Origin of the sequence: Streptomyces sp. NPDC002133, from assembly GCF_040296405.1 — a bacterium.
Classification (GTDB): Bacteria; Actinomycetota; Actinomycetes; order Streptomycetales; family Streptomycetaceae; genus Streptomyces.
Genome location: NZ_JBEOXF010000049.1, coordinates 40,955 through 61,204 on the forward strand (window position 1 = coordinate 40,955; position 20,250 = coordinate 61,204).

Consider the following 20,250-nt stretch of genomic DNA (forward strand, 5'->3'; position numbering starts at 1 on the left):
CGCGGAACGCCGAACGGCCCGCGGCGAGGGCCGCGGGCCGTTCGTGAGCGTCCGGGGAGGCGCGTCCCCGGACGAGGTCAGGTGTGCTGGTAGGCCACCAGTGAGATGCCGACGTAGTGCACGACGAACGCCGCCAGCGTCAAGGAGTGGAAGACCTCGTGGAAGCCGAACCAGCGCGGTGACGGGTTCGGGCGCTTGATCCCGTAGACCACTCCGCCCGCGCTGTAGAGCAGCCCGCCGACGATCACGAGCACGAGGACCGCGATGCCGCCCGTGCGCATGAAGTCTGGCAGGAAGAAGACGGCGGCCCAGCCCATCGCGATGTAGCAGGGCGTGTAGAGCCAGCGCGGGGCGCCGACCCAGAACACCCGGAAAGCGATCCCCGCCGCCGCGGCCGCCCAGACCGCCCACAGCAGCACCCGCCCGGTGGAGTCGGGGAGCAGCAGCAGGGTCAGCGGGGTGTAGGTGCCCGCGATGATCAGGAAGATGTTCGCGTGGTCGAGCCGGCGCAGCACGGCCGTCGCGCGCGGCCCCCAGTCACCCCGGTGGTAGAGAGCGCTTACGCCGAAGAGCAGGCATGCGGTCAGTATGTAGATCCCGCACGCGATCCGGCCGCGCGTCGAGTCCGCGAGCGCCGTCAGGACGATTCCCGCGACGAGCACGGCGGGAAACATCCCTGCGTGCAGCCACCCCCGCAGCCTCGGCTTCACCGGCAGTGGATCTTCAGTCTCGGCCTCATCGGGCGAAGCAGCTGTCATGGCGGCATGCTACCTACGGGCCCGTAAGTCCTGAGCCTGAGTGGCGATGCTCACGTGAGAGGTCCTCTGGACATATGGGCGCACTGCACGGATGATCAGATGAGTGTGGTCGGCACCGGATGAGCGGCTACGAAGCATCCGGGTCGCGGCCCCCACGGGGCAAACAACCTTCAAACCCCTCATTTAGGAGCGATCGTGGCGCGCGACATCGCGGCTCCCAGCACCGTCCCCACCAATCACCAGGAACTCGTCTCCTGGGTCGACGAGATCGCAGCTCTCACGCAGCCGGACAGGGTGGTCTGGTGTGACGGTTCCGAGGCCGAGTACGAGCGCCTGTGCGAGGAGCTCGTCTCCAAGGGCACGTTCAAGAAGCTGGACCCGATCAAGCGCCCGAATTCGTACTACGCCGCATCCGACCCGACCGATGTCGCCCGGGTCGAGGACCGCACCTTCATCTGCTCCGAGAAGGAGGAGGACGCGGGCCCGACGAACCACTGGAAGGCCCCGGCCGCGATGAAGGCCATCTTCGCCGGCGAGAATGGGGGCACCTCCCAGGCCGAAGGCTCTGGGGGAATCTTCCGCGGCTCGATGCGCGGCCGGACGATGTACGTCGTCCCGTTCTGCATGGGCCCGCTGGGCTCGGAGCTCTCCGCGATAGGCGTCGAGATCACCGACTCCGCCTATGTCGCGGTCTCCATGCGGACGATGACCCGCATGGGACAGCCCGTCCTCGACGAGCTCGGCTCCGACGGCTTCTTCGTGAAGGCCGTCCACACCCTGGGCGCGCCGCTGGAGCCCGGCCAGGAGGACGTGCCGTGGCCGTGCAACAGCACGAAGTACATCTCGCACTTCCCGGAGACCCGTGAGATCTGGTCGTACGGCTCCGGCTACGGCGGCAACGCGCTCCTCGGCAAGAAGTGCTACGCCCTGCGCATCGCCTCCGTCATGGCCCGCGACGAGGGCTGGCTCGCCGAGCACATGCTCATCCTCAAGCTGACCCCGCCGCAGGGCGAGGCCAAGTACGTCGCCGCCGCCTTCCCGTCCGCCTGCGGCAAGACCAACCTCGCCATGCTGGAGCCCACCATCTCCGGCTGGACCGTGGAGACCATCGGCGACGACATCGCCTGGATGCGCTTCGGCGAGGACGGCCGGCTGTACGCGATCAACCCCGAGGCGGGCTTCTTCGGCGTCGCGCCGGGCACCGGTGAGCACACCAACGCCAACGCCATGAAGACCCTGTGGGGCAACGCGGTCTTCACCAACGTCGCGCTGACCGACGACAACGACATCTGGTGGGAGGGCATGACGGAGGAGACTCCGGCCCACCTGACCGACTGGAAGGGCAACGACTGGACCCCGGAGTCCGGGACCCCGGCGGCCCACCCGAACGCCCGCTTCACCGTCCCGGCCGCGCAGTGCCCGATCGCCGCGCCGGAGTGGGAGGACCCGAAGGGTGTGCCGATCTCGGCGATCCTCTTCGGTGGCCGCCGCGCCTCCGCCGTCCCGCTGGTCACCGAGTCCTTCGACTGGCAGCACGGCGTCTTCCTCGGCGCGAACGTCGCCTCCGAGAAGACCGCCGCGGCCGAGGGCAAGGTCGGCGAGCTGCGCCGCGACCCGTTCGCGATGCTGCCGTTCTGCGGCTACAACATGGGCGACTACATGGCCCACTGGATCAAGGTCGGCAAGAACGCGGACGCGTCCAAGCTGCCGAAGATCTACTACGTGAACTGGTTCCGCAAGAACGACGCGGGCAAGTTCGTCTGGCCGGGCTTCGGCGAGAACGGCCGCGTCCTCAAGTGGATCGTCGAGCGCCTGGAGGGCAAGGCCGAGGGCGTCGAGACCCCCATCGGCATCCTGCCGACGCGCGACGCGCTCGACACGGACGGCCTCGAACTGGCCGAGACGGACCTGGACTTCCTGCTCAAGGTCGACGCGGAGGTCTGGCGCGAGGAGGCCGCGCTGATCCCCGAGCACCTCAACACCTTCGGTGACCACACCCCGAAGGAGCTGTGGGACGAGTACCGCGCGCTGGTCGCCCGCCTCGGCTGATCCGCAGCGCTCACACATATGTGGGCCCGCCCCGTACAACGGCGTACGGGGCGGGCCCACATATGTGTGCCGTGCCCGGAGGGATCCGGGCACGGCACACAATTACTGATCAGGGTCCCGACGGGTCGTCAGGCCCCGGCCGAGTCAGTTCTTCGGAGCGGCGGAGAGGGCCTTCTGGCTCTTGACGCTGCTCGCCACGGGCGGCAGCGGTGCCACTACGGGGGTCCATGCCTCGTCCCAGATGAAGTTGGCGCCGTCGACGTCACCGTGCGTCTCCCAGGCAGCACCATCGCGGGTGAGCACCTTGACGTAGGCCTCGTCCTCATGGACTTCGATGGAGACCGCACACGGCTCCTCGATGGCGGTGTAGCCGGGGTTGTCGTGCAGTGCCGTCCAGATGCCGTAGCCGGCGGGGTCCGCATCACCGGTGAGCAGGACGTGGTTGCGCTGGCTGACCCACAGCTGACCGTTCTCGGTGAGCGCTGCGGTGAACTCCTCGCGGCGGACGGGCAAAACGAGGGGCGGGTCGAGCTCGATGTATTCCGCGGTGTCGATGTCGGAGCACTCCGCGCCCCGCTCCTCGTCACCGTTGCCGTTGCCGTTGCCGTTGCCGTTGCCGTTGCCGTGGCACTCGTCGTCGTCGTCGCCGCCGCTCGACGCGATACGGGGACCTTCCGCGCTGCTCTGGACGGTGACGCAGCCGTCGGCTGCGCCGGTCTGTCCGGGCGCGGCCGCGAGCGCGGGGCCGGCGAAGCCCAGCGCCAGCAACGACGCGACCGCACCGCCGACGAGCAGTCTGCTCCGCTGCGGAAGCGGGCCGAGACCAGACGGGGTCCTGTTCTCAGGACTCATGAATCGCTCCTTGGTGGAACTGAAATGGGGTGGTTTCTCCCGGGAGAACCGATTGGCCTCCCCTTGTCATCATTCGTCCACATTCCGGAGGATTATGAGCGGCGCAGGGAACTATCAACACATTGGCCGAGCCTGAGTGGGCCGACGGGGTTATGCGGCGTCAACCGCGAGATGGTGCCGTATGGAGGTGGCGCCCGGTCCGCGCGCCTCCGCGGCCGCGGACCGGGGCCGTCAGGGGGTGCCGACCAGTTGCGCGTCGCGCAGGGCGGCGGTGTGCGCGTCCATGCGCTCGGCGGAGAGGATCGCGGCGGCGGTGTCGGCGCGTGAGGCCGCGACGACGAGAGCGCGCCCGGCGAGCGCGAGGGCGCGGTGGTGCAGGACGGCGGGGTCGGCGCCGGTCAGTCCGGCGTGTCGCGCGGGCGGGGTGGTGCGGAGCCGGGCGACCTGCTCGGCGATGCGGTCGGCCTCGGCACCGAGCCCGAGCTCGTCGGTGACGGCGAGGAGCGCGACGAGATGACCGGCGAGCTGGATGTCCAGCTCCTCCTCGCGGCTGCGGTGCGGGAAGTCGGAGGCGGCGCCGGTCACCGAGTGGGCGGACTTCGAGCGGATCGGTTCGTACATGGTGAATGGCCTCCCTCGCACTGTCAGGAGACCATCCTACCTTGGATTGAGTCTAAAGTTGTGCGTGCTCGGGAAAAGGTGGTCCGCGCCGGGTCGAGGGGGCGTCGCCGGGGCTACGGCTGGCTGTAGCCGTCCAGGAAGTTCCCGATCCGCGTCACGGCGTCCGCGAGATCCTTGGCGTTCGGCAGCGTGACGATCCGGAAGTGATCGGGCTCGTGCCAGTTGAAGCCCGTCCCGTGCACAACCATGATCTTCTCGGTCCGCAGCAGGTCCAGCACCATCTGCCGGTCGTCCTTGATCTTGTAGACGTCCGGATCCAGGCGCGGGAAGAGATACAGCGCCCCCTTCGGCTTCACGCAGGTCACCCCCGGGATCTGCGTCAGCAGGTCGTACGCCACGTCCCGCTGCTCCAGCAGCCGCCCGCCCGGCAGCACCAGGTCCTCGATCGACTGGCGCCCCTGGAGGGCCGCGGCGACCGCGTGCTGCGCAGGCATGTTCGCGCACAGGCGCATGTTCGCCAGGATCGTGAGGCCCTCGATGTACGAGGCCGCGTGGGCCTTCGGGCCGCAGACCGCGAGCCAGCCGCTGCGATAGCCCGCCACCCGGTAGTTCTTGGACATCCCGTTGAAGGTGAGCACCAGCAGATCGGGGGCGATCGCGGAGGTCGGTGTGTGCGTGGCGCCGTCGTAGAGGATCTTGTCGTAGATCTCGTCGGAGCAGACGACCAGCTGGTGGCGGCGGGCGATCTCGGTCAGGCCGCGCAGCATCTCGTCGTCGTACACCGCGCCCGTCGGATTGTTCGGGTTGATGATCACGATCGCCTTCGTCCGATCGGTGATCTTCCGCTCGATGTCCGCGAGGTCCGGCATCCAGTCGGCCTGCTCGTCGCACCGGTAGTGCACGGCCGTGCCGCCCGCCAGTGCCACCGACGCCGTCCACAGCGGATAGTCCGGCGCCGGTACGAGCACCTCGTCGCCGTCGTCGAGCAGCGCCTGCATCGACATCTGGATCAGCTCGGAGACGCCGTTGCCGAGGTAGATGTCCTCGACCGACAGCGGGATGCCCTTGGTCTCGTAATGGCTCATGATCGCGCGCCGCGCGCTGAGCAGGCCCTTCGCGTCGCCGTACCCGTGCGCGGCCGCGACGTTGCGCAGGACGTCCTCGAGGATCGCCGGCGGGCACTCGAACCCGAAGGCGGCGGGGTTCCCGGTGTTCAGCTTGAGGATGCGGTGACCTGCGGCCTCCAGGCGCATCGCCTCCTCGAGCACCGGTCCCCGGATCTCGTAACAGACGTTGGCGAGCTTGGTCGACTGGATCACCTGCATGACGCGAGCTTACGGGCGCGCGAGGCGACGTGCTTCGTGTTCTCGGCCACGTCCGGGTGAGCGGTCGGCGGGAAGCCAGGTCAGCGGCGCCCGCACCCCTGTTCCGATGGGCGTCGGTCCGCGAGTGCCGTTCCGCTCGCGGGCACGGGCGCCGGTCCGCGCGGACCGCAGCACCTCCACCGTGGGGCGGCGCTCCCCGGGCCGGCCGATGCGGGCGAGATAGGCGTCGAGGTCGAAAGTCATACGACCACCGTACGAAGCGGAGCCAGTGACGGCGAGTGAATAGCTCATCTGTTCGGTTAATTGGTTACCCTGGGCGCATGGCAGCAGTGCATCTGCAGGGTTCGCTCTTCGACCAGACCGACGAGATCCACCTCGGTCCGCTGAAGGACGTCCGCCGCACCGTGCTCGGCGACGGCGCCTGGCTGGACGTACTGCCCGGCTGGCTCACGGGTGCCGACGCCCTGTTCGAGACCCTCGCCGAGACCGTCCCCTGGCGCGCGGAGCGGCGGCAGATGTACGAGCGCGAGGTCGACGTGCCCCGGCTGCTCGCGTACTACCGCGAGGGCGAGCCCCTGCCGCACCCCGTGCTCGCCGAGGCCCGGGACGCGCTCTCCGCCCATTACGCCGACGAGCTCGGCGAGTCCTTCACGACCGCCGGGCTCTGCTACTACCGTGACGGCCACGACAGCGTCGCGTGGCACGGTGACACCATCGGCCGCGGCTTCCGCGAGGACACGATGGTGGCGATCCTGTCGGTCGGTTCCCCGCGCGACCTGATGCTGCGCCCCCGCCGCGGCGGCCGCGCCCCGGTCCGCAAGGCGCTCGGCCACGGCGACCTGGTGGTGATGGGCGGCTCCTGCCAGCGGACGTGGGAGCACGCAGTGCCGAAGACCGCGCGGGCGGTGGGGGCGCGGATCAGCGTCCAGTACCGCCCGCACGGCGTGAACTGACGCGGGTCGTCGGCGATCGCGTCCACCTCGGCGAAGTCGTCGGTGTGCAGCGGGAGTCCGGCCGCCGCGACGTTCTCCTCCGGACGGGCCGGGGAGAACGTGCCGCGGGATCGCCGGCATCACCGGGGACAGGGCGAGCAGCCGGGCCGGCACATCCGGGCGGGGGAGGCGCCGCGGCGGGCGGCGATGCGCTCCAGCCGGTCAATGCCCAGGGGCCCGTTCCCGCCGAGCGGGAAGTACGGCACGAAGGCGACGCCCTGCCGGGCGCACTCTTCCGGCATGGTGCGGTCGGCGCCGCCGTCGGCAAGGCCGAAGTTGTTCTGCACGGCTACCACCGCGGCCGCCGATCCCGGCCGCCGAGCGGATGGACGCTCACACCGCCGCCCTGCGCGACGCAACTGATCGGCACCCCCTGACGGCCCCGGTCCGCTGCCGCGAAGGCGCGCCGACCGGGCGCCACTTGACGCCGCGTCATCCCGCCGGCCCACTCGGGCTCGGCCAATGTGTTGATAGTTCCGTGTGGTGCCCATATCTCACCAGAATGTGAACAAATGATGACGAGGGGAAGCCAATCGTTTTTCCCGGGAGAAATCATCCCCTTCAGTTCCACCAAGGAGCGATACATGAGTCCTGAGAACAGGACCCCGTCCGGTCTCGGCCCGCTACCGCAGCGGAGCAAGCTGCTCGTCGGCAGCGCGCTGGCGTCGCTCGGCCTGGTGCTGGGTCTCGCCGGCCCCGCGCTTGCAGCCGCGCCCGGACACCAGGCAAGCGCGGCCGGCGACTGCGTCACCGTCCAGCACGACGCAGATGGCGTCCGCATCGCGTCCAGCGAGGACCCCGGCGACAGGTGCCACGAGGACAAGGGGGACAAGAAGGACAAGGGAGACTGTCACGGCATCGACTCTGCCGGGAATGAACAGCTTGATGGCCCACCGGGTGCCACGTACCTCTCGGTGGTGTGTGACGGTAAGGTGTACGTGTTGTCGGTCAACGAGGCGACCGCACCGTCTGCTCCTGTTGGTACCTGGCAATTTGTGGGGGGCCCCACCAACGTTGTCGAGGCAACAGTGGCATCCAATAGCAGCGATATCGACGGCGGCCCGGTATTCATCACCGCGTTGACCGAGACGGGAGTGGTGTGGCGGGGAGTATGCCCCGAAGCTCTGCCGCTCGGTTCGTGCTCCTTCGCGCCGCTGCCCACTCTGCCTCAGTGACGGAGGCGAACACCGGAGCTCCGTCGGCGGGCTCGCGGTGGCGTGGTTCGTTCCCGGTGCCGTAACTCTCCTCGTCGGTGAACCCCGGTGCGTTCGTTTCGCGCCGGGGTTCTCCGTTTTCCGGACAGCAGGCGCGTCCCTCAAGCTTCGCGATGTCGAGTAAGGGAGCGCGTAGATACGTCCCCGCCGTCGAGGCGTGGGGCGTCTTGTCCTGAGTTCGGATCGAGTTCTGCGACCGAGCATTTTCCATTCTCAGCTCGAGCAGGCCAGATGAAGCGTGAGCACTGCTCGGACAAGGCTGGTGATGCGCGTCGTGGAGCATCGCAGCTTTCGGAACAGCCGTCAGGCCTTGAGGGTGGCACATGGCTGTTCGTCGAGAGCCCGGGTCTTGGCGTGGGGCCTGTTGGCGGCCTGCCGGCCGGCGGAGCGCTGTTCCCGGCGTCCGCGATGGGGGCGCGGATCGTGCCTCAGGCGCCCTGGTAGCCCTTGCCCGCCCAGCAGTCGATGCCGGCCTGTGCGAGGACGTCGGTGATGTGCTCGCGGGTGGCCTGGACGTTGTGGACGGCTCCGGGCAGGCCGGGGAGGCCCGGAGGAGTCGCCCTGTCGGGTCTGTTTGATGACCTGCACGTTCATGCCATGCATCTTGGGCCTGCCGAGGAGGCGGGTCTGTCGGCGGCGATCCGGTCGATCGGCAGGCACGGCGCCTTCGACGTACCCAGGACCGCGCGTGCGGTGGGGGCGCGGATCAGCGTCCAGTTCCGCCCGCGCGGCGTGAACCGGGGCCACGTCGCCCGTCCGGCGTTCGAGGACGGACACGCCGGGCCCGCCGTGCATTGTCGAGCACGCGGGCCGCCGACAGGCGCCCCCTCCCGGCTCACCCGCCCAGCGGCCTCAGCCTGACGCGCGCCGGGCCGGCCGCCCGCAGGGTGATGCCCGTGTCGACGGGGACGTCCACGTCCACGGCCCGCAGTTCGTAGGCCCGCAGGACCATCGAGAGCGCGAGCACGGACTCCAGCATGGAGAAGTGCTGGCCGATGCACGCCCGTGGCCCGCCGCCGAAGGGGAACCACGCATACCGGGGCCGCTCCTTCTCCCGGTCGGCGGTGAAGCGGTCGGGGTCGAAGCGTTCCGGGTCGTCCCAGTACCGCGGATGCCGGTGCGTCACCCACGGCGCCACGATCACATCCGCGCCGGCCGGGATCGTGTGCCCCTCGATCTCGGCGGCGGCGACGGCCTGGCGGCCGATGACCGGGCCCGCGGGATACAGCCGCATGGCCTCCTTCAGCACGCGCGCGAGGTAGGGGAGCGCGTCGAGGTCGTACGCCTCCGGGACCCGCCCGGACAGGACGTGCACGGCCTCCGCCCTCGCCCGCTCCTGCTGCTCGGGATGGCGGGCCAGCAGATGCAGGGCGAACGCCAGCGAGGTGGCCGTCGTCTCGTGCCCGGCGAGCAGGAAGACCAGTACCTGGTCGCGGATCTCGGACGCGTCGAGGCTGCCGTCCTCGGCACTCCCGGCCTGCGCGAGCAGGGTCAGCAGGTCGTCGCTCTGGGCCGCGTCGCCCTCGGCGCGCCGCCGTTCGATGATCCGGTCGCACACCGCGTACAGCTCCGCGGTCGCGGAGGCGGCTCTGCGGTTGGCGGGAGTCGGCCAGTGGCGGGGCGGATTGGCCGGCGAGTACCCGCGGCGGAGTGTGTAGTTCCCGATCACCGGGAAGCAGCGCTCCACGACGGGAACGGCCGCCTCGACGTCCGTTCCGAACAGGATGCGCGCCACGGCGCGCAGCGTCAGTCCGGTCATCTCGTCGACGACGTCGACCGTGGCGCCCGGCGCGGTGCGCCAGTTGGCGAGCAGCGCGGTGGTCTCGTCGGTGACAGCAGCGGCGTACCTGTCGACCCGGCGGCGGGTGAAGAGCGGCTGTACGAGCCGTCGCTGCCGGAGGTAGTCCTCGTCCTGGCTGGTCAGCAGTCCGTTGCCGAAGGACTCCCGGACCTCCTGGTAGAAGGTGTTGTCCTTGCGGAAGTTGGCCGACTCGGTCGCCAGCACTTGCTGTGCACCCTCCGCGGAGAACACCGCGTACAGCTCCGCGCGCAGCCCGGGCGGGCCGGCCGTGAAGCGGACGACATCACCGTAGGCGCGCCGTGCGTTCAGATACGTACCGAGCGAGTCCCGCTTGAGATCGAACATCGAGCCCAGCAACGGCAGGCCGGCGGGTCCGGGAATCTTCGTGTCGGTGGCTGTCATGACTCCCCCTGAGACGGCGAAGGTCGTGCAGTGGTCGATGCCGATTCTGCCCGGCGATCACCGTCCGCGTGCCTGCTCGGTCAGATCCGCACGGGAGAAATCCCGGTACCGGTCCGGTACCGGAACTGCGAGAGCACACCCCTGAGCGCCGCCACCCTGCGCCGTACTTCCTCCGGCTCCAGCGGCACCCGGCACACGCCCCCGGGCACGAGGCCGGCCTACCCTGGGCGGGACCCCGGCTCAAGGCCGCCCCACCCCGCGCGGGCAGCATGCTGACCGAATCGGGCCACCTGTTGGCACATAGCACCCGTGCCATATAGCATCGATGCTATGCGCGGTGAGCGGTACACGATCGAGATCGAGCCCGAGGTGCGCCTCTGGCTGGAGAGTCTTCCCGCCCACCACTACGTCATAGCCGAGCAGAAGGTAGACCGTCTCGCCGAGAACGCCACCACCCTCGGCGAGCCCTACAGCCGCCATCTTGGGGGCAAGCTCCGCGAGTTACGTTTCGATCTCGACGGCAATGCGCAACGCATCACCTAATGGCTTGCCCTCGGCTGCCGGGTCGTGCTGCTGACGGTCTTCCGTAAGACCAATATGCGCGAGACGGCCGAGGTGGAACGTGCCCAAGCCGCCCAGGTTCTGTGCGAGCAGAGCCATGAGCCTGCCGCCGAACACGAGATCTACAGCCGCCACATCAAGGAGGAATTGCGATGAACCACGCCGAGTGGAAGACCCGTCGCCAGCGCAAGCTCCTCGGCGAAGCGGTCGAAGACAACGCCGAGTACGACCGCCTGTACGAGGAGGCTGAGCTGGCCCATGACCTCGGTCAGTTGGTCTACGACCGGCGCACCGCCCTCGGGTTGTCGCAGGCGGAGCTCGCCGAGCGCTGCGGCATGAAGCAGCCGCAGATCTCCCGGATCGAAGGCGGCGGCACCATGCCCACCATCCCCCTCCTGCGCCGCCTGGCCCGCGCCCTCGATGCTGACCTGACCATCGAGCTCACCCCACACCACGAAGCCGCCTGACGAGCCGCTCTGCCCCGGTTTCCGTCGTCGGGTGTCTCCGTGCCGGTGACTGTCATGACTCCCCGACTCGGCGACGGAGGTGGATCGGTCGATGCCGATTCCGCCCGGCGATCACCGTCCGCGCGCCTGCCCGGCCAGATCCGGCAGGAGCGGCTGCGGGATCTCAGTAGGACGGTCGGTACCGGTCCGGCCCCGGGCCGGTGGGGTGCCCGGCCCGCCGCATCCGTGCATTCGACGAGCGTGCGGTGCTGCGGTCGTGAACACGGCGACCAGGCAGCAATGCATTCGACGCCAACAGACGTACGTGTGGCGGCGGTTGCAGCCGCTCCCGTGGTGGGGGCGGCACTTGGGAGGGTGGGTGGGTAGGACCCACCACCTATTCCTTACATAAGGCGCTCGGCTCCCGAATCCCGGATCTCGGTCACGAAGGCGGTCCAGGCGGGGGCGGCGACGGCGAAGCGGGGGCTGGTGGCTCCGTCGCCGAGCTTGGAGTCGCGGACGTGGACGGTGTGGGGGCAGGTGGCGACTTCGATGCACGCACCGCCCTGGTCGTCGCTAAAGCTGGATTTGAACCACACGAGTTGCTCGCTCATAGCTCTCCGGCCACCTTCCTGATGAACTCCGACGAATCCTCGACGCAGAGGGCGTGCATGCGGATCCTGCCATGCCGCTGGGTCAGTTCACTGATCTTGTCGGGATCGGCGTAGAGCGCACTCGTTGTCTGACCTTCGACGTATGCATAGTGCTCGTGGTCAGCGGTCTCCAACAGAACCATCGGACCGATCAGCGCCAAGCCGCTGCATCGCCCCATAGGCAGCACCTGGATCGACACGTTGCGCAACTCACGTGCTGAAAGCAGACGTTTGAGCTGTCGCCGCATCGCCGACGCGCCGCCCACCAAGGTCCGGAGTGACGCCTCGTACAGCACGAAGCAGAATGGAACGCTGGTCCTGCGGGCCAGCGCCTCCTGCCGCTCCATGCGGGCCCGTACGCGCTCGTCCACTGTCTCGTCGTCCAGCGGCGGGCAGCTCTCGCTGATCAGTTCCCGGGCGTACTCCTCGGTCTGCAGCAGGCCAGGGATCAGCAGTGGCTCGTACCAGTGGAGCGCGATCGCCTCCGCCTCGATCGCCATGTACTCCTGCGACCGCGCCGGAAACGGCTCCGGCCGCAAGTACTCCTGCGCCGCCAGCAGTTTCCCACTCGCCCCGCACATCTGGTCCGCGACCCGGAGCAGCCGGATGGTGGGCTTGCGGCGGCCCTGCTCCATCGACTTGACGGTCTCGTACTCGTAGTTGGCCTCTTTGCCGAGGTCCTCCCGGCTGATGCCCGCTTCGGTGCGCCAGAGCTTGATCTGGTTCCCGCAGTAGCGCCAGGTTTCCGTCACGGGTCTGCCCCTTCCCCCGGTCGGTACGCCGCAGGTACAACCACCCTGCGTACCCACGTCGTTACTTCATGAGGCTATAGCCGCGCCAGCAGCGTATGAGCCATGAATCAGCACATCGTGTGGCGGCTGCCCCGCCACCCCCGCAGCGCAGGCCGCGCCCGCGCGTTCCTGGCCGAGCAGGCGAAGCAATGGAAGCTCCCGGACGACACGACCGACACGGCCGTGCTGCTCGTCAGCGAGCTGGTCGCCAACGCCTGCCGCCACGCCCGGGTCCCGCCGGGGCGTGAAGTCTGGACACGGTGCGAGTTGCGGGACGGAACCCTCCGCGTCGAGGTGTCCGACGCGAGCGATGTGCTCCCGCGCCCGCGCGAGGCCGCACCCGACGACGAGTCGGGCCGCGGTCTCGCGCTCGTGGCAGCGCTTGCCGACGCGTGGGGTGCGCATCCCCGGGCGTGCGGGTTCGGCAAGACGGTGTGGTTCGAGATGTCGGTCGTGCCCGGAGCTCGGCTTGGTCTTCGACCACCGAGGCCGTCTGCTGCGTCTCAGAGCGGGCCCTGGGGATGACGCGGAGTGTCCCTGAACGTGCCGCCTGCCGGTACCAGCACGCCCGTCTCGTACGCGATCACCACCGCGTGCGTGCGGTTGAAGCCGTTCACGTGGGTGTGCTCGACCAGTGCGCCCTTTGCCGTCTGGACGACGATGCCGTCGCCGCCCACGTCGTGGACCTTGTTGCACTGGATGCGCAGCCCGGTGATCGCCTCCCAGCTGGTGCCGGGGCCGTTCGGGTGCTCGGCCCTGCGGCCCCAGGTGGAGGAGGTGCCGATACCGGTGCGGTCGACGTGGCGCACGGTCGAGTCCTCGATCTCCTCAGCGAACTCGTCGCCAACGCCTTCCGCCACGCCCGAGTCCCGCCGGGGCGTGACGTCTGGACGCGATGCGAGCTGCGGGACGAAGCCCTCCGCGTCGAGGTGTCCGACACGAGCGATGTGCCGCCCGGCCGGGCGTGGCCGATGAGTTCCTTGATCACGAAGGGTCGACGCCTTGCTTCAGGAGCAGGGTGTCGCTTCAGTGGCCACGAGGCAGAAGCGAAGGCAGACACCAGCTCTTTCCGGCGCGATGTCGTCTACCGGGTTTTGCGAAACGGCGCTCACGCCGCCAAAGAGCAACCAGCCCACCTCTCGGCAGCCGCCTGGCATACGGCCAAGCGGACGTGGCCTCACCCGACCGGGCAGTCGCCCCTCTCCCCGGCTCAATGACACCCATTTTGCGTATGCACGCCGGGCGCCGCCCACCCCGGGCGCAGCCCTACAGGCGGTGGCGACATCCACGGTACGAGGGGGCCGCCGGAGTCCCGCGGAACACGACCCGTGGGGCAAGAGCCCGCAGCTCAGGAGGCTGTGACGGCCGCTCTGTGGCCGTCGCGATGGCGACCGGCGGACCCCCGACTCGTGGACGAGAGCAGTGCCCCCACCTCCTGCGGTTGCCCGTCCCCAGCGTGTCTCCGGCCGGCCTTCGCCGTCACTCGAAGAGCCCAGGATGTCGCTCGGGTGCCAGGCTCCGCAGTGGTGCGGAGCCGCGATCCGACGGACGGTGATCACGACGCCACTGCGATCCGAAGAGCCGACGACGTGTCAGCCAGCGCAGTTGCGTCGAAAGGAAGACGTCTCATGCGTGCTGCTCGCACCCTGTTCGCCTCCGCCACCGTCGCGGGGCTCCTCGCCCTTACTGCACCCGTCGCGAATGCGATAGCCGCCCCGAATGCGATATCCGCGGCTGAGCACCGGACGCACGTCGCATCCAGCAGCTACGACGACGACGAGGACGCTCGCGACAAGCGTCGCGATGAGGACGACGAGGAGGAGGCTCGCGACCAGCGTCGCGATGAGGAGGACGAGGAGGAGGCTCGCGACAAGCGTCGCGATGAGGACGACGAGGAGGAGGCCCGCGACCAGCGTCGCGAAGAGGAGGAAGAGGAGGAGGCCCGCGAGCAGCGTCGCGAAGAGGAGGAAGAGGAGGAGGCCCGCGAGCAGCGTCGTGAAGAGGAGGAGGAAGAGGAGGAGGCCCGCGAGCAGCGTCGTGAAGAGGACGACCACGCAGAGGTGGCCCGCGACAAGGGGGACAAGGGGGAGTGGGGCAAGAAGCGGAAGGCCACGGACATGAACGGGCCGAAGGCAGTCAAGAACATTCCGGGCTGCTACTTCTTCAAGGACGAGGTCTACTGCCCCCAGTAGGGCACAAGACAGGCATCCAGCGTGCTGAGCGGCGATCCGGTGGGCGATGAAGGCCGCTGATCACTGTGGGCGGTCGACCGGGGAGGCGCTTCGCTCTCCTCGCCCGGCCGGGGCCGCGGGCACCGTGCACTGATGTCGTCGAGGGACTTCTGGCAGACCTGGGCCGCAAGAACGGCAGGGCGCCGGCCGAGCGGGCCGGGCATGCCACTCCGCGCCCGCCGGATCCAGAAGTCCCTCGGCGTGCTGCTGCCCGAGCCCGGGGCCGCGCCACTGCCGCGCAGGCACGACACACGAGACGTGGAGCCGGGCCTTTCGCGAGCGCGGGGTGCCGCCACCGGGACGAGGGTCGTTCTTCGCTCACCCGAACGGGAACACCTGGCGCAGGCCGCGCACAGGGCCCGGCCGCTGGGAGGGAAGCGAACATCGGCGGCCGGGCGGTACGGGTGGTGTGCTGTGAGGCAGGGGCCGGAAGCAAGGGGCCGAAGGGCTAACGGTCATGGTCCGCGCCCACGTTCGGCGGGGTCGGGTTGCCGAAGTAGTCCCGGGTGATCCCGTCGGCGACCGGGACGCCCGCGCCGAGTGCCGGGGAGCCCGGGCGCAGGCGGACGTCGCGTGGGGGCGGACGGGGAGGCGGAGGCGAACAGCGGGTCGACGGTCAGGCCGGATGCGTCGCGGGGCTGGGACGTGCGCCGGTACAGGTTGTTCTCGTAGACGCTCCGGGTGCCGTTGATCGGGGAACCGCCCGTCGCGCCAACGAAGATGTTGTTGCGGAAGGTCACGCCCGTCGGGCCGTTGTCGGACACGAGGGGCGTGTTCGGCTCGTCGGTGACGATCGTGTTGCCGTAGACCTGCGTGTCCGTGGTCGGCGCGCAGATGACCGAGATCACGCCGTAGGGGCCACTTGGATCTCCTTTCGGCCCTCTCGCAACAGCTGCCGCACCGTCCCAATGCGTCCCCCGCATCTCCTCGGCGCCCTGAGACACGAGCACGGTCACGCCATGTCACGCCCTACATCGAGGGAGAGTTCGTCCCATGGCTGTCCCGACTGCGCCGTGGGACAGGTGAATCCCGCCATGATGCGACCAGGATTCGGCCTGGACCGGCAGCCCTGATCCACGCCCGGTCGTCCGTGAACCGTCCGTCGCACACACGGAGTTGCGCTGTGCGTCGCATCCGCACGACCACACGGACCGCAGGCGTCCTCGCGCCGGCGGGTGCCGCCTCGTGCGTGGCCCTCGCTCCGGCTGCGGGAGTGAGCTGAGCGGGAGGGCGTCGGGCTCCCGGAGGTTCCTCCGCCGGCGTACATCGGCTGGTTCGACCTCCCCGACGTCGGATTCATCGGGCGGTGCGGTCCCACCCTGAGCGTCCCGGCCATGCCGGACGCGGAGTCACCGGCACCGGGGGGCCGCAAGCAAGGACCCGGCGGCGCAGCGGCGCTGCGCGGACGAGGCCCACGCCGCCACCAGGGAGTTCGAGGACCTCTACGCTCCCCTGCAGTCGAAGTGGTGGCCCGAGGTCTCCGCCGTGCGGGACGACCCGAGGCCCGTGAGGCGCTGCGGTCCGTTCCGGGCTGCCTTGCGCGGTACGGCGTCGAAGTTCCCGACGAGGACGGCTTCTTCGCGCTGGTCGACCGCACGGTCCAGGGCATCGCGGACGCGGACGCGGCGGCCCGTGCCGACCGAGGGCTGGGGGCGGCGTACGCCGCGTGCATGGCTGCGGTCGAGGTCGTACGGGAACCGTTGCGCATCGGCCGCCGGACGGCCTTGCAGGCGTCACACCGGGAAGAGATCCTCGGGCTGCAGCGGACACTGCTCCCGCACATCCGTGAGTTGGAGTGGCGTCACGGATTACGTTTCGCCCGGCCGGTTCCGTGAAAGCAATTCACGCCGGGTGGCGTCTCGGCGCCGCCGCACCACCCGTCCGACCCGATGTCCGCCACGAGGTCCACGAGGTCCACGAGGTCCACGACCACGAGGTCCACCACGAGAGGGCTCGCATCATGTTCCGATCATCCGGCCTGCGACAGCAGGCCACTCGGATTGTCATGTTCCTTTCCATAGTCATGGCGCTGCTGGTCCAAGGCGGCGCGCCCGCCCAGGCGTTCGCCGGCGCCGCCTTCCCCACGCAGAGCTCGGGCAACCGCGGCAGCGATGTCGTCGCCATCCAGCATCTGCTGGGCGCACACGGCCACACGGTGTCCACCGACGGCGTCTTCGGCTCGGGCACGGCCGCCGCCGTCAAGTCGTTCCAGAGCTCCAAGGGCCTTGCCGCGGACGGTTTCGTCGGCCCCGCCACCTGGGGCAAGCTCGTCGTCACCGTACGCCAGGGCGACAACGGGCCCGCGGTGAAGGCCGTCCAGTACCTGCTCAACGCCAAGCGTTCCGCGGGTCTCACCGTGGACGGCGACTTCGGGCCCGCCACCGCGACCGCGGTGAGGAACTTCCAGAGCCACGCCGGCATCTCCGCGGACGGCGTCGTCGGCCCCGACACCTGGCGCAACCTCGTCTGGCACTACGAACTCGTCAACTTCGCCGCCAACATGTGCGACCAGAACCCGGACGGCAACGCCTCCGCGAACTGGGCCACCGCCGCGGCCGCCGCGCAGCTCGAAGCCGCCACCTCCTCCTTCGCCTCGACCGGCAACGGCAGGGTGCCGATGGGCGACGCAAGCTGGGAGCACGGCGGCGACATCCCGGGTCACGCGAGCCACGAGGTCGGCCTCGACATCGACATCTGGCCGGTCCGCACCGACTCCGCCCAGTGCACGGCGGGCCGGATCACCTGGCAGTCGGCCACCTACGACCGCGCCGCGACGCGTCAGCTCGTCCAGGCGATCCGCGCCGCGGCACCCGGACACATCGACCTGATCTTCTTCAACGACCCCACGCTCATCTCCGAGGGCCTCACCACGCAGTACCCGAACCACGACAACCACCTGCACATCCGCTACCGCTGACCCGCCCCGTTCCCCACGCCGTGAAGGAGAGTCATGCGCAGACGTTTCCCGATGCTGATCGCCGCGGTCCTCGCCGCGATGGTCGCCGTACTGCTCGGACCGAACACCGCATCGGCCGCCACCTGGCCCGTCGTCGCCAACGGTGACAGCGGACCGCAGGTGACCACCATCCAGCATCTGCTCACCCACCGCGGGTACGCCACCACCGCCGACGGACAGTTCGGACCCGCCACCGAGGCCAAGGTCGTGTCCTTCCAGAGCGCCAACGGCCTCAGCCCCGACGGCTCGGTCGGCCCGCTGACCTGGCCCAAGCTGGTCGTCACGGTCCAGAACGGCAGCTCGGGCAGCGCCGCCAAGGCCGCTCAGACCCAGCTGAACCGGTACGGCTACGGGCTCGCCGTCGACGGGGCCTTCGGGCCCGCGTCGACCAACGCGGCCAAGGACTTCCAGGCCAAGCACGGCCTCACCGCCGACGGCATCGTCGGCCCGAACACCTGGAACGCCCTGGTCGGCGGCTCCGGCGGCGGAGGCGGCAGCACCCGTGCCCAGCTCGCCGCGTCCATCGACGCCAACGCCAAGATCTCGCTCCTGACCTACCACGTCAGCGGAATCGTCGACAACGACTCCACGGCCCAGGCCAACATCACCGACACCAAGAACGGCACCACCGCCGAGACCAGCAACTACAGCGACGTCGGCGAGCGCGAGGTCTGGCTCTCGACGGCCATGCTCAACGGCATGCTCAAGCTGGCCACCGAGCGGGGCTACACCTTCCTGATCACCGAGATCGCCGGCGGTGACCACTCGACCAACTCCAACCACTACAGGGGCATCGCGTTCGACGCGGACAACATGTCCGTCAGCAACGGCACGTTCGTCAGCGCCTGCCGGGCGTACGGGGCCACCGAGGCCATCGACGAGGGCAACCACGTCCACTGCGCCTGGGAGTAGTGAGGCCCGCGGCCGACCGGGGCCGGTCCCTTCGGGGCCGGCCCTCGGACGAGGGCCGGCTCTCCGACGGGCCCCAGGCGCGCGACGGGGTCGGTTCCTTCGGGGCGGGCTCCGGGGCGGCCACTGTAGGCTCGGCAATCCGTGGGAACCGGGTGGGGATGAACTGACTGCTCATGTGGGTGCTGAGGCTGACCAAGGCCGGGCCGCGGCGGACCGGAGCCGCCGGCTCGCTGGCGATCGCCGTGGGCGGTCTCGCGTCCGGTGCGCTGCCCGCGCGTGAGCCGTGGGGCCTCTGGACCCCGTACGGGCACGGGGTGACGGTCGCCGCCGCCGTACTGGCGTACGCGGGGCTGACCCTGCTGGTCCTGTCCTGGTGGGCGTACGGCCGGCAGTTCGTCGAGAAGAAGGCGACGGGGCCCGGGGAGGCGGGAGGGGCGCGCGACGTCCTCGTCACCCTCGGCTGGTGGGCCGCGCCGCTGGTCCTCGCGCCGCCGCTGTTCAGCGCCGACGTGTACAGCTACATCGCCCAGGGCGCGATGGTCCTCGAGGGCCATGACGTCTACGCGCACGGGCCTTCGGCCCTCGGCCCCGGCTCGCTCGGCGCCGACGCCGCGGCGAGCGTGGGCGGCAACTGGACCGATACGCCCGCGCCGTACGGCCCGGTCTTCCTGCTGCTCGCTAAGGGCGTGACCTGGGCGACGGGCGGGGTGATCGTGCCGGCCGTGTTCGGGATGCGGCTGATCGCGGTGGCGGCACTTGTCCTGATTGCCTGGTCGGTGCGGCACTTGGCGGTGGAGTGCGGCGTCGGTGAGGACCGCGCGCTGTGGCTGGCGGCGCTCAACCCGCTGCTGCTGACACATGTCGTGGGCGGTATGCACAACGACGGGCTGATGATCGGCCTCATGCTGACCGGCGTCGTCTGCGCGCTGCGCGGGCGGTGGCTGCTCGGCAGCGCGGTTGTCGCTCTCGCGATGATGATCAAGTCCCCTGCCGCGGTCGCCCTGCTCTTCATCGGCGTGATCGTCATCCGCGACACCGGCCGGGGGCGGTCACTCGTCCTGCGCGCGGCGAAGGGCGTCCTCGGCCCCGGGCTGATCGCCGCCACGGTCGCAGCCGCGACCACCGTGCTGAGCGGTACCGGCTTCGGCTGGCTGCACACGCAGAGCGTCGCCGCGACGGTCCACACCCCGCTCTCCCTCACCAGCGACCTCGGTCTCGCGGCCGGGCACGCGGCACGCCTGCTCCTCGGAGAGGTCGACCCGGCGGCGGTCAAGAGCCTGGCCCAGACGCTGGGTCTCGCCGCCGCCCTCGCGGTGATCGCCTTCCTGGCGTACCGCTCCCTGCGCGGGAGGCTCCATCCCGTGTACGGCCTGGGCCTGTCCCTGCTGGCGCTCGTCGCGCTCTCGCCGATGGTGCAGCCGTGGTACCTGCTGTGGGGAATGGCGACGGTCGCTGCCGCGACTGCATCGGGAAACAGCCGTGTTGTCCGGATCCTGATGGTTCTCTCGGCGGCCCTCGTGTACGAGACCCAGCCCTCGGGCCACACCCCGCCCTACGGTTTCGCGCTCGCCGCGGTCGCGGCCGCGACCGCGGTGACGGCGCTGCCTCGCTGCCCGTGAAGGGGCACCGCTTATCGTGCCCGTATGCATACGTATCCGACGCAGGCCGTGGTCCTGGCCGGCGGCC

The 20,250-nt window shown here is 69.8% G+C and carries 20 protein-coding genes and 3 pseudogenes; 11 read left to right on the forward strand and 12 right to left on the reverse strand.

Features of this window, described 5'->3' with window-relative positions; all coding sequences use genetic code 11:
* Positions 1–77: 77 nt before the first annotated feature.
* On the reverse strand, positions 78–758 hold the full coding sequence (trhA, locus tag ABT078_RS32175; protein ID WP_351234005.1) for a PAQR family membrane homeostasis protein TrhA: 681 nt from the start codon (positions 756–758) through the stop codon (positions 78–80).
* A gap of 195 nt (positions 759–953) precedes the next feature.
* Between trhA and ABT078_RS32180 the strand changes: the two genes are divergently transcribed.
* A complete protein-coding gene (locus ABT078_RS32180; protein ID WP_351234007.1) occupies positions 954–2,807 on the forward strand; it encodes a phosphoenolpyruvate carboxykinase (GTP) in 1,854 nt (617 codons plus the stop codon).
* A gap of 144 nt (positions 2,808–2,951) precedes the next feature.
* Here ABT078_RS32180 and ABT078_RS32185 read toward each other — a convergent pair whose 3' ends face one another.
* The 4 genes and pseudogenes from ABT078_RS32185 to ABT078_RS32200 form a co-directional block, all read right to left on the reverse strand.
* Positions 2,952–3,659, reverse strand: a complete 708-nt coding sequence (locus ABT078_RS32185) for a hypothetical protein (RefSeq protein ID WP_351234009.1) — start codon at positions 3,657–3,659, stop codon at positions 2,952–2,954.
* A 231-nt stretch (positions 3,660–3,890) separates the two neighbouring features.
* Entirely contained in the window at positions 3,891–4,280 is a 390-nt protein-coding gene (locus tag ABT078_RS32190; RefSeq protein WP_351234011.1) for an SCO4983 family protein, read from the reverse strand.
* A 113-nt stretch (positions 4,281–4,393) separates the two neighbouring features.
* Complete coding sequence (locus ABT078_RS32195; protein ID WP_351234013.1) at positions 4,394–5,605, reverse strand: pyridoxal phosphate-dependent aminotransferase; 1,212 nt, start codon at positions 5,603–5,605, stop codon at positions 4,394–4,396.
* A 162-nt stretch (positions 5,606–5,767) separates the two neighbouring features.
* Positions 5,768–5,848: pseudogene (locus tag ABT078_RS32200) on the reverse strand (arylamine N-acetyltransferase); the annotation flags it as partial.
* 77 nt (positions 5,849–5,925) lie between these two features.
* Here ABT078_RS32200 and ABT078_RS32205 point away from each other — a divergent pair.
* A complete protein-coding gene (locus tag ABT078_RS32205) occupies positions 5,926–6,558 on the forward strand; it encodes an alpha-ketoglutarate-dependent dioxygenase AlkB (RefSeq protein ID WP_351234015.1) in 633 nt (210 codons plus the stop codon).
* Between the two features lie 119 nt (positions 6,559–6,677).
* Here the strand turns inward: ABT078_RS32205 and ABT078_RS32210 are convergent, their stop codons facing one another.
* A complete protein-coding gene (locus ABT078_RS32210; protein WP_351234017.1) occupies positions 6,678–6,884 on the reverse strand; it encodes a hypothetical protein in 207 nt (68 codons plus the stop codon).
* A gap of 297 nt (positions 6,885–7,181) precedes the next feature.
* Here ABT078_RS32210 and ABT078_RS32215 point away from each other — a divergent pair, with 297 nt between their 5' ends.
* Entirely contained in the window at positions 7,182–7,772 is a 591-nt protein-coding gene (locus ABT078_RS32215; protein WP_351234019.1) for a hypothetical protein, read from the forward strand.
* Positions 7,773–8,024: 252 nt separating this feature from the next.
* Here the strand turns inward: ABT078_RS32215 and ABT078_RS32220 are convergent.
* Both ABT078_RS32220 and ABT078_RS32225 read right to left on the reverse strand, forming a co-directional pair.
* Positions 8,025–8,470: pseudogene (locus ABT078_RS32220) on the reverse strand (transposase family protein); the annotation flags it as partial.
* Between the two features lie 176 nt (positions 8,471–8,646).
* Positions 8,647–10,014 carry a cytochrome P450 gene (locus tag ABT078_RS32225; RefSeq protein ID WP_351234021.1) on the reverse strand — a complete coding sequence of 456 codons (1,368 nt, stop codon included), beginning with the start codon at positions 10,012–10,014 and terminating at the stop codon, positions 8,647–8,649.
* 330 nt (positions 10,015–10,344) lie between these two features.
* Here ABT078_RS32225 and ABT078_RS32230 point away from each other — a divergent pair.
* Both ABT078_RS32230 and ABT078_RS32235 read left to right on the forward strand, forming a co-directional pair.
* Positions 10,345–10,731 (forward strand): annotated as a pseudogene (locus tag ABT078_RS32230) (type II toxin-antitoxin system RelE/ParE family toxin).
* Positions 10,728–11,042, forward strand: a complete 315-nt coding sequence (locus ABT078_RS32235; RefSeq protein ID WP_351234023.1) for a helix-turn-helix domain-containing protein — start codon at positions 10,728–10,730, stop codon at positions 11,040–11,042. Before ABT078_RS32230 ends, ABT078_RS32235 begins: the two are co-directional and overlap by 4 nt.
* Before the next feature lie 383 nt (positions 11,043–11,425).
* Here the strand turns inward: ABT078_RS32235 and ABT078_RS32240 are convergent, their stop codons facing one another.
* Both ABT078_RS32240 and ABT078_RS32245 read right to left on the reverse strand, forming a co-directional pair.
* Positions 11,426–11,635, reverse strand: a complete 210-nt coding sequence (locus ABT078_RS32240; protein ID WP_351234025.1) for a DUF397 domain-containing protein — start codon at positions 11,633–11,635, stop codon at positions 11,426–11,428.
* Positions 11,632–12,426: a helix-turn-helix domain-containing protein gene (locus ABT078_RS32245; RefSeq protein ID WP_351234027.1), complete on the reverse strand. Its 795-nt coding sequence runs from the start codon at positions 12,424–12,426 to the stop codon at positions 11,632–11,634. Before ABT078_RS32245 ends, ABT078_RS32240 begins: the two co-directional genes overlap by 4 nt.
* 102 nt (positions 12,427–12,528) lie before the next feature.
* Here ABT078_RS32245 and ABT078_RS32250 point away from each other — a divergent pair, with 102 nt between their 5' ends.
* Positions 12,529–12,990, forward strand: a complete 462-nt coding sequence (locus ABT078_RS32250; RefSeq protein WP_351234029.1) for an ATP-binding protein — start codon at positions 12,529–12,531, stop codon at positions 12,988–12,990.
* Here the strand turns inward: ABT078_RS32250 and ABT078_RS32255 are convergent.
* Entirely contained in the window at positions 12,969–13,325 is a 357-nt protein-coding gene (locus ABT078_RS32255) for a hypothetical protein (protein WP_351234031.1), read from the reverse strand. The two genes, ABT078_RS32250 and ABT078_RS32255, sit on opposite strands and share 22 nt — an antisense overlap.
* A gap of 768 nt (positions 13,326–14,093) precedes the next feature.
* Between ABT078_RS32255 and ABT078_RS32260 the strand changes: the two genes are divergently transcribed.
* The gene (locus tag ABT078_RS32260; RefSeq protein ID WP_351234033.1) at positions 14,094–14,657 is read left to right on the forward strand and encodes a hypothetical protein; all 564 of its coding nucleotides are present in this window, start codon (positions 14,094–14,096) and stop codon (positions 14,655–14,657) included.
* 494 nt (positions 14,658–15,151) lie between these two features.
* Here ABT078_RS32260 and ABT078_RS32265 read toward each other — a convergent pair whose 3' ends face one another.
* Positions 15,152–15,544: a hypothetical protein gene (locus ABT078_RS32265; protein WP_351234035.1), complete on the reverse strand. Its 393-nt coding sequence runs from the start codon at positions 15,542–15,544 to the stop codon at positions 15,152–15,154.
* Between the two features lie 618 nt (positions 15,545–16,162).
* Between ABT078_RS32265 and ABT078_RS32270 the strand changes: the two genes are divergently transcribed.
* From ABT078_RS32270 to mptB, 4 genes are all read left to right on the forward strand, one after another.
* Positions 16,163–16,531, forward strand: a complete 369-nt coding sequence (locus ABT078_RS32270; RefSeq protein ID WP_351234037.1) for a hypothetical protein — start codon at positions 16,163–16,165, stop codon at positions 16,529–16,531.
* A gap of 170 nt (positions 16,532–16,701) precedes the next feature.
* Positions 16,702–17,613 carry a penicillin-insensitive murein endopeptidase gene (locus tag ABT078_RS32275; protein ID WP_351234039.1) on the forward strand — a complete coding sequence of 304 codons (912 nt, stop codon included), beginning with the start codon at positions 16,702–16,704 and terminating at the stop codon, positions 17,611–17,613.
* A 33-nt stretch (positions 17,614–17,646) separates the two neighbouring features.
* The gene (locus ABT078_RS32280; protein ID WP_351234041.1) at positions 17,647–18,564 is read left to right on the forward strand and encodes a peptidoglycan-binding domain-containing protein; all 918 of its coding nucleotides are present in this window, start codon (positions 17,647–17,649) and stop codon (positions 18,562–18,564) included.
* 173 nt (positions 18,565–18,737) lie between these two features.
* Positions 18,738–20,183, forward strand: a complete 1,446-nt coding sequence (mptB, locus tag ABT078_RS32285; protein ID WP_351234043.1) for a polyprenol phosphomannose-dependent alpha 1,6 mannosyltransferase MptB — start codon at positions 18,738–18,740, stop codon at positions 20,181–20,183.
* Positions 20,184–20,250: the final 67 nt, after the last annotated feature.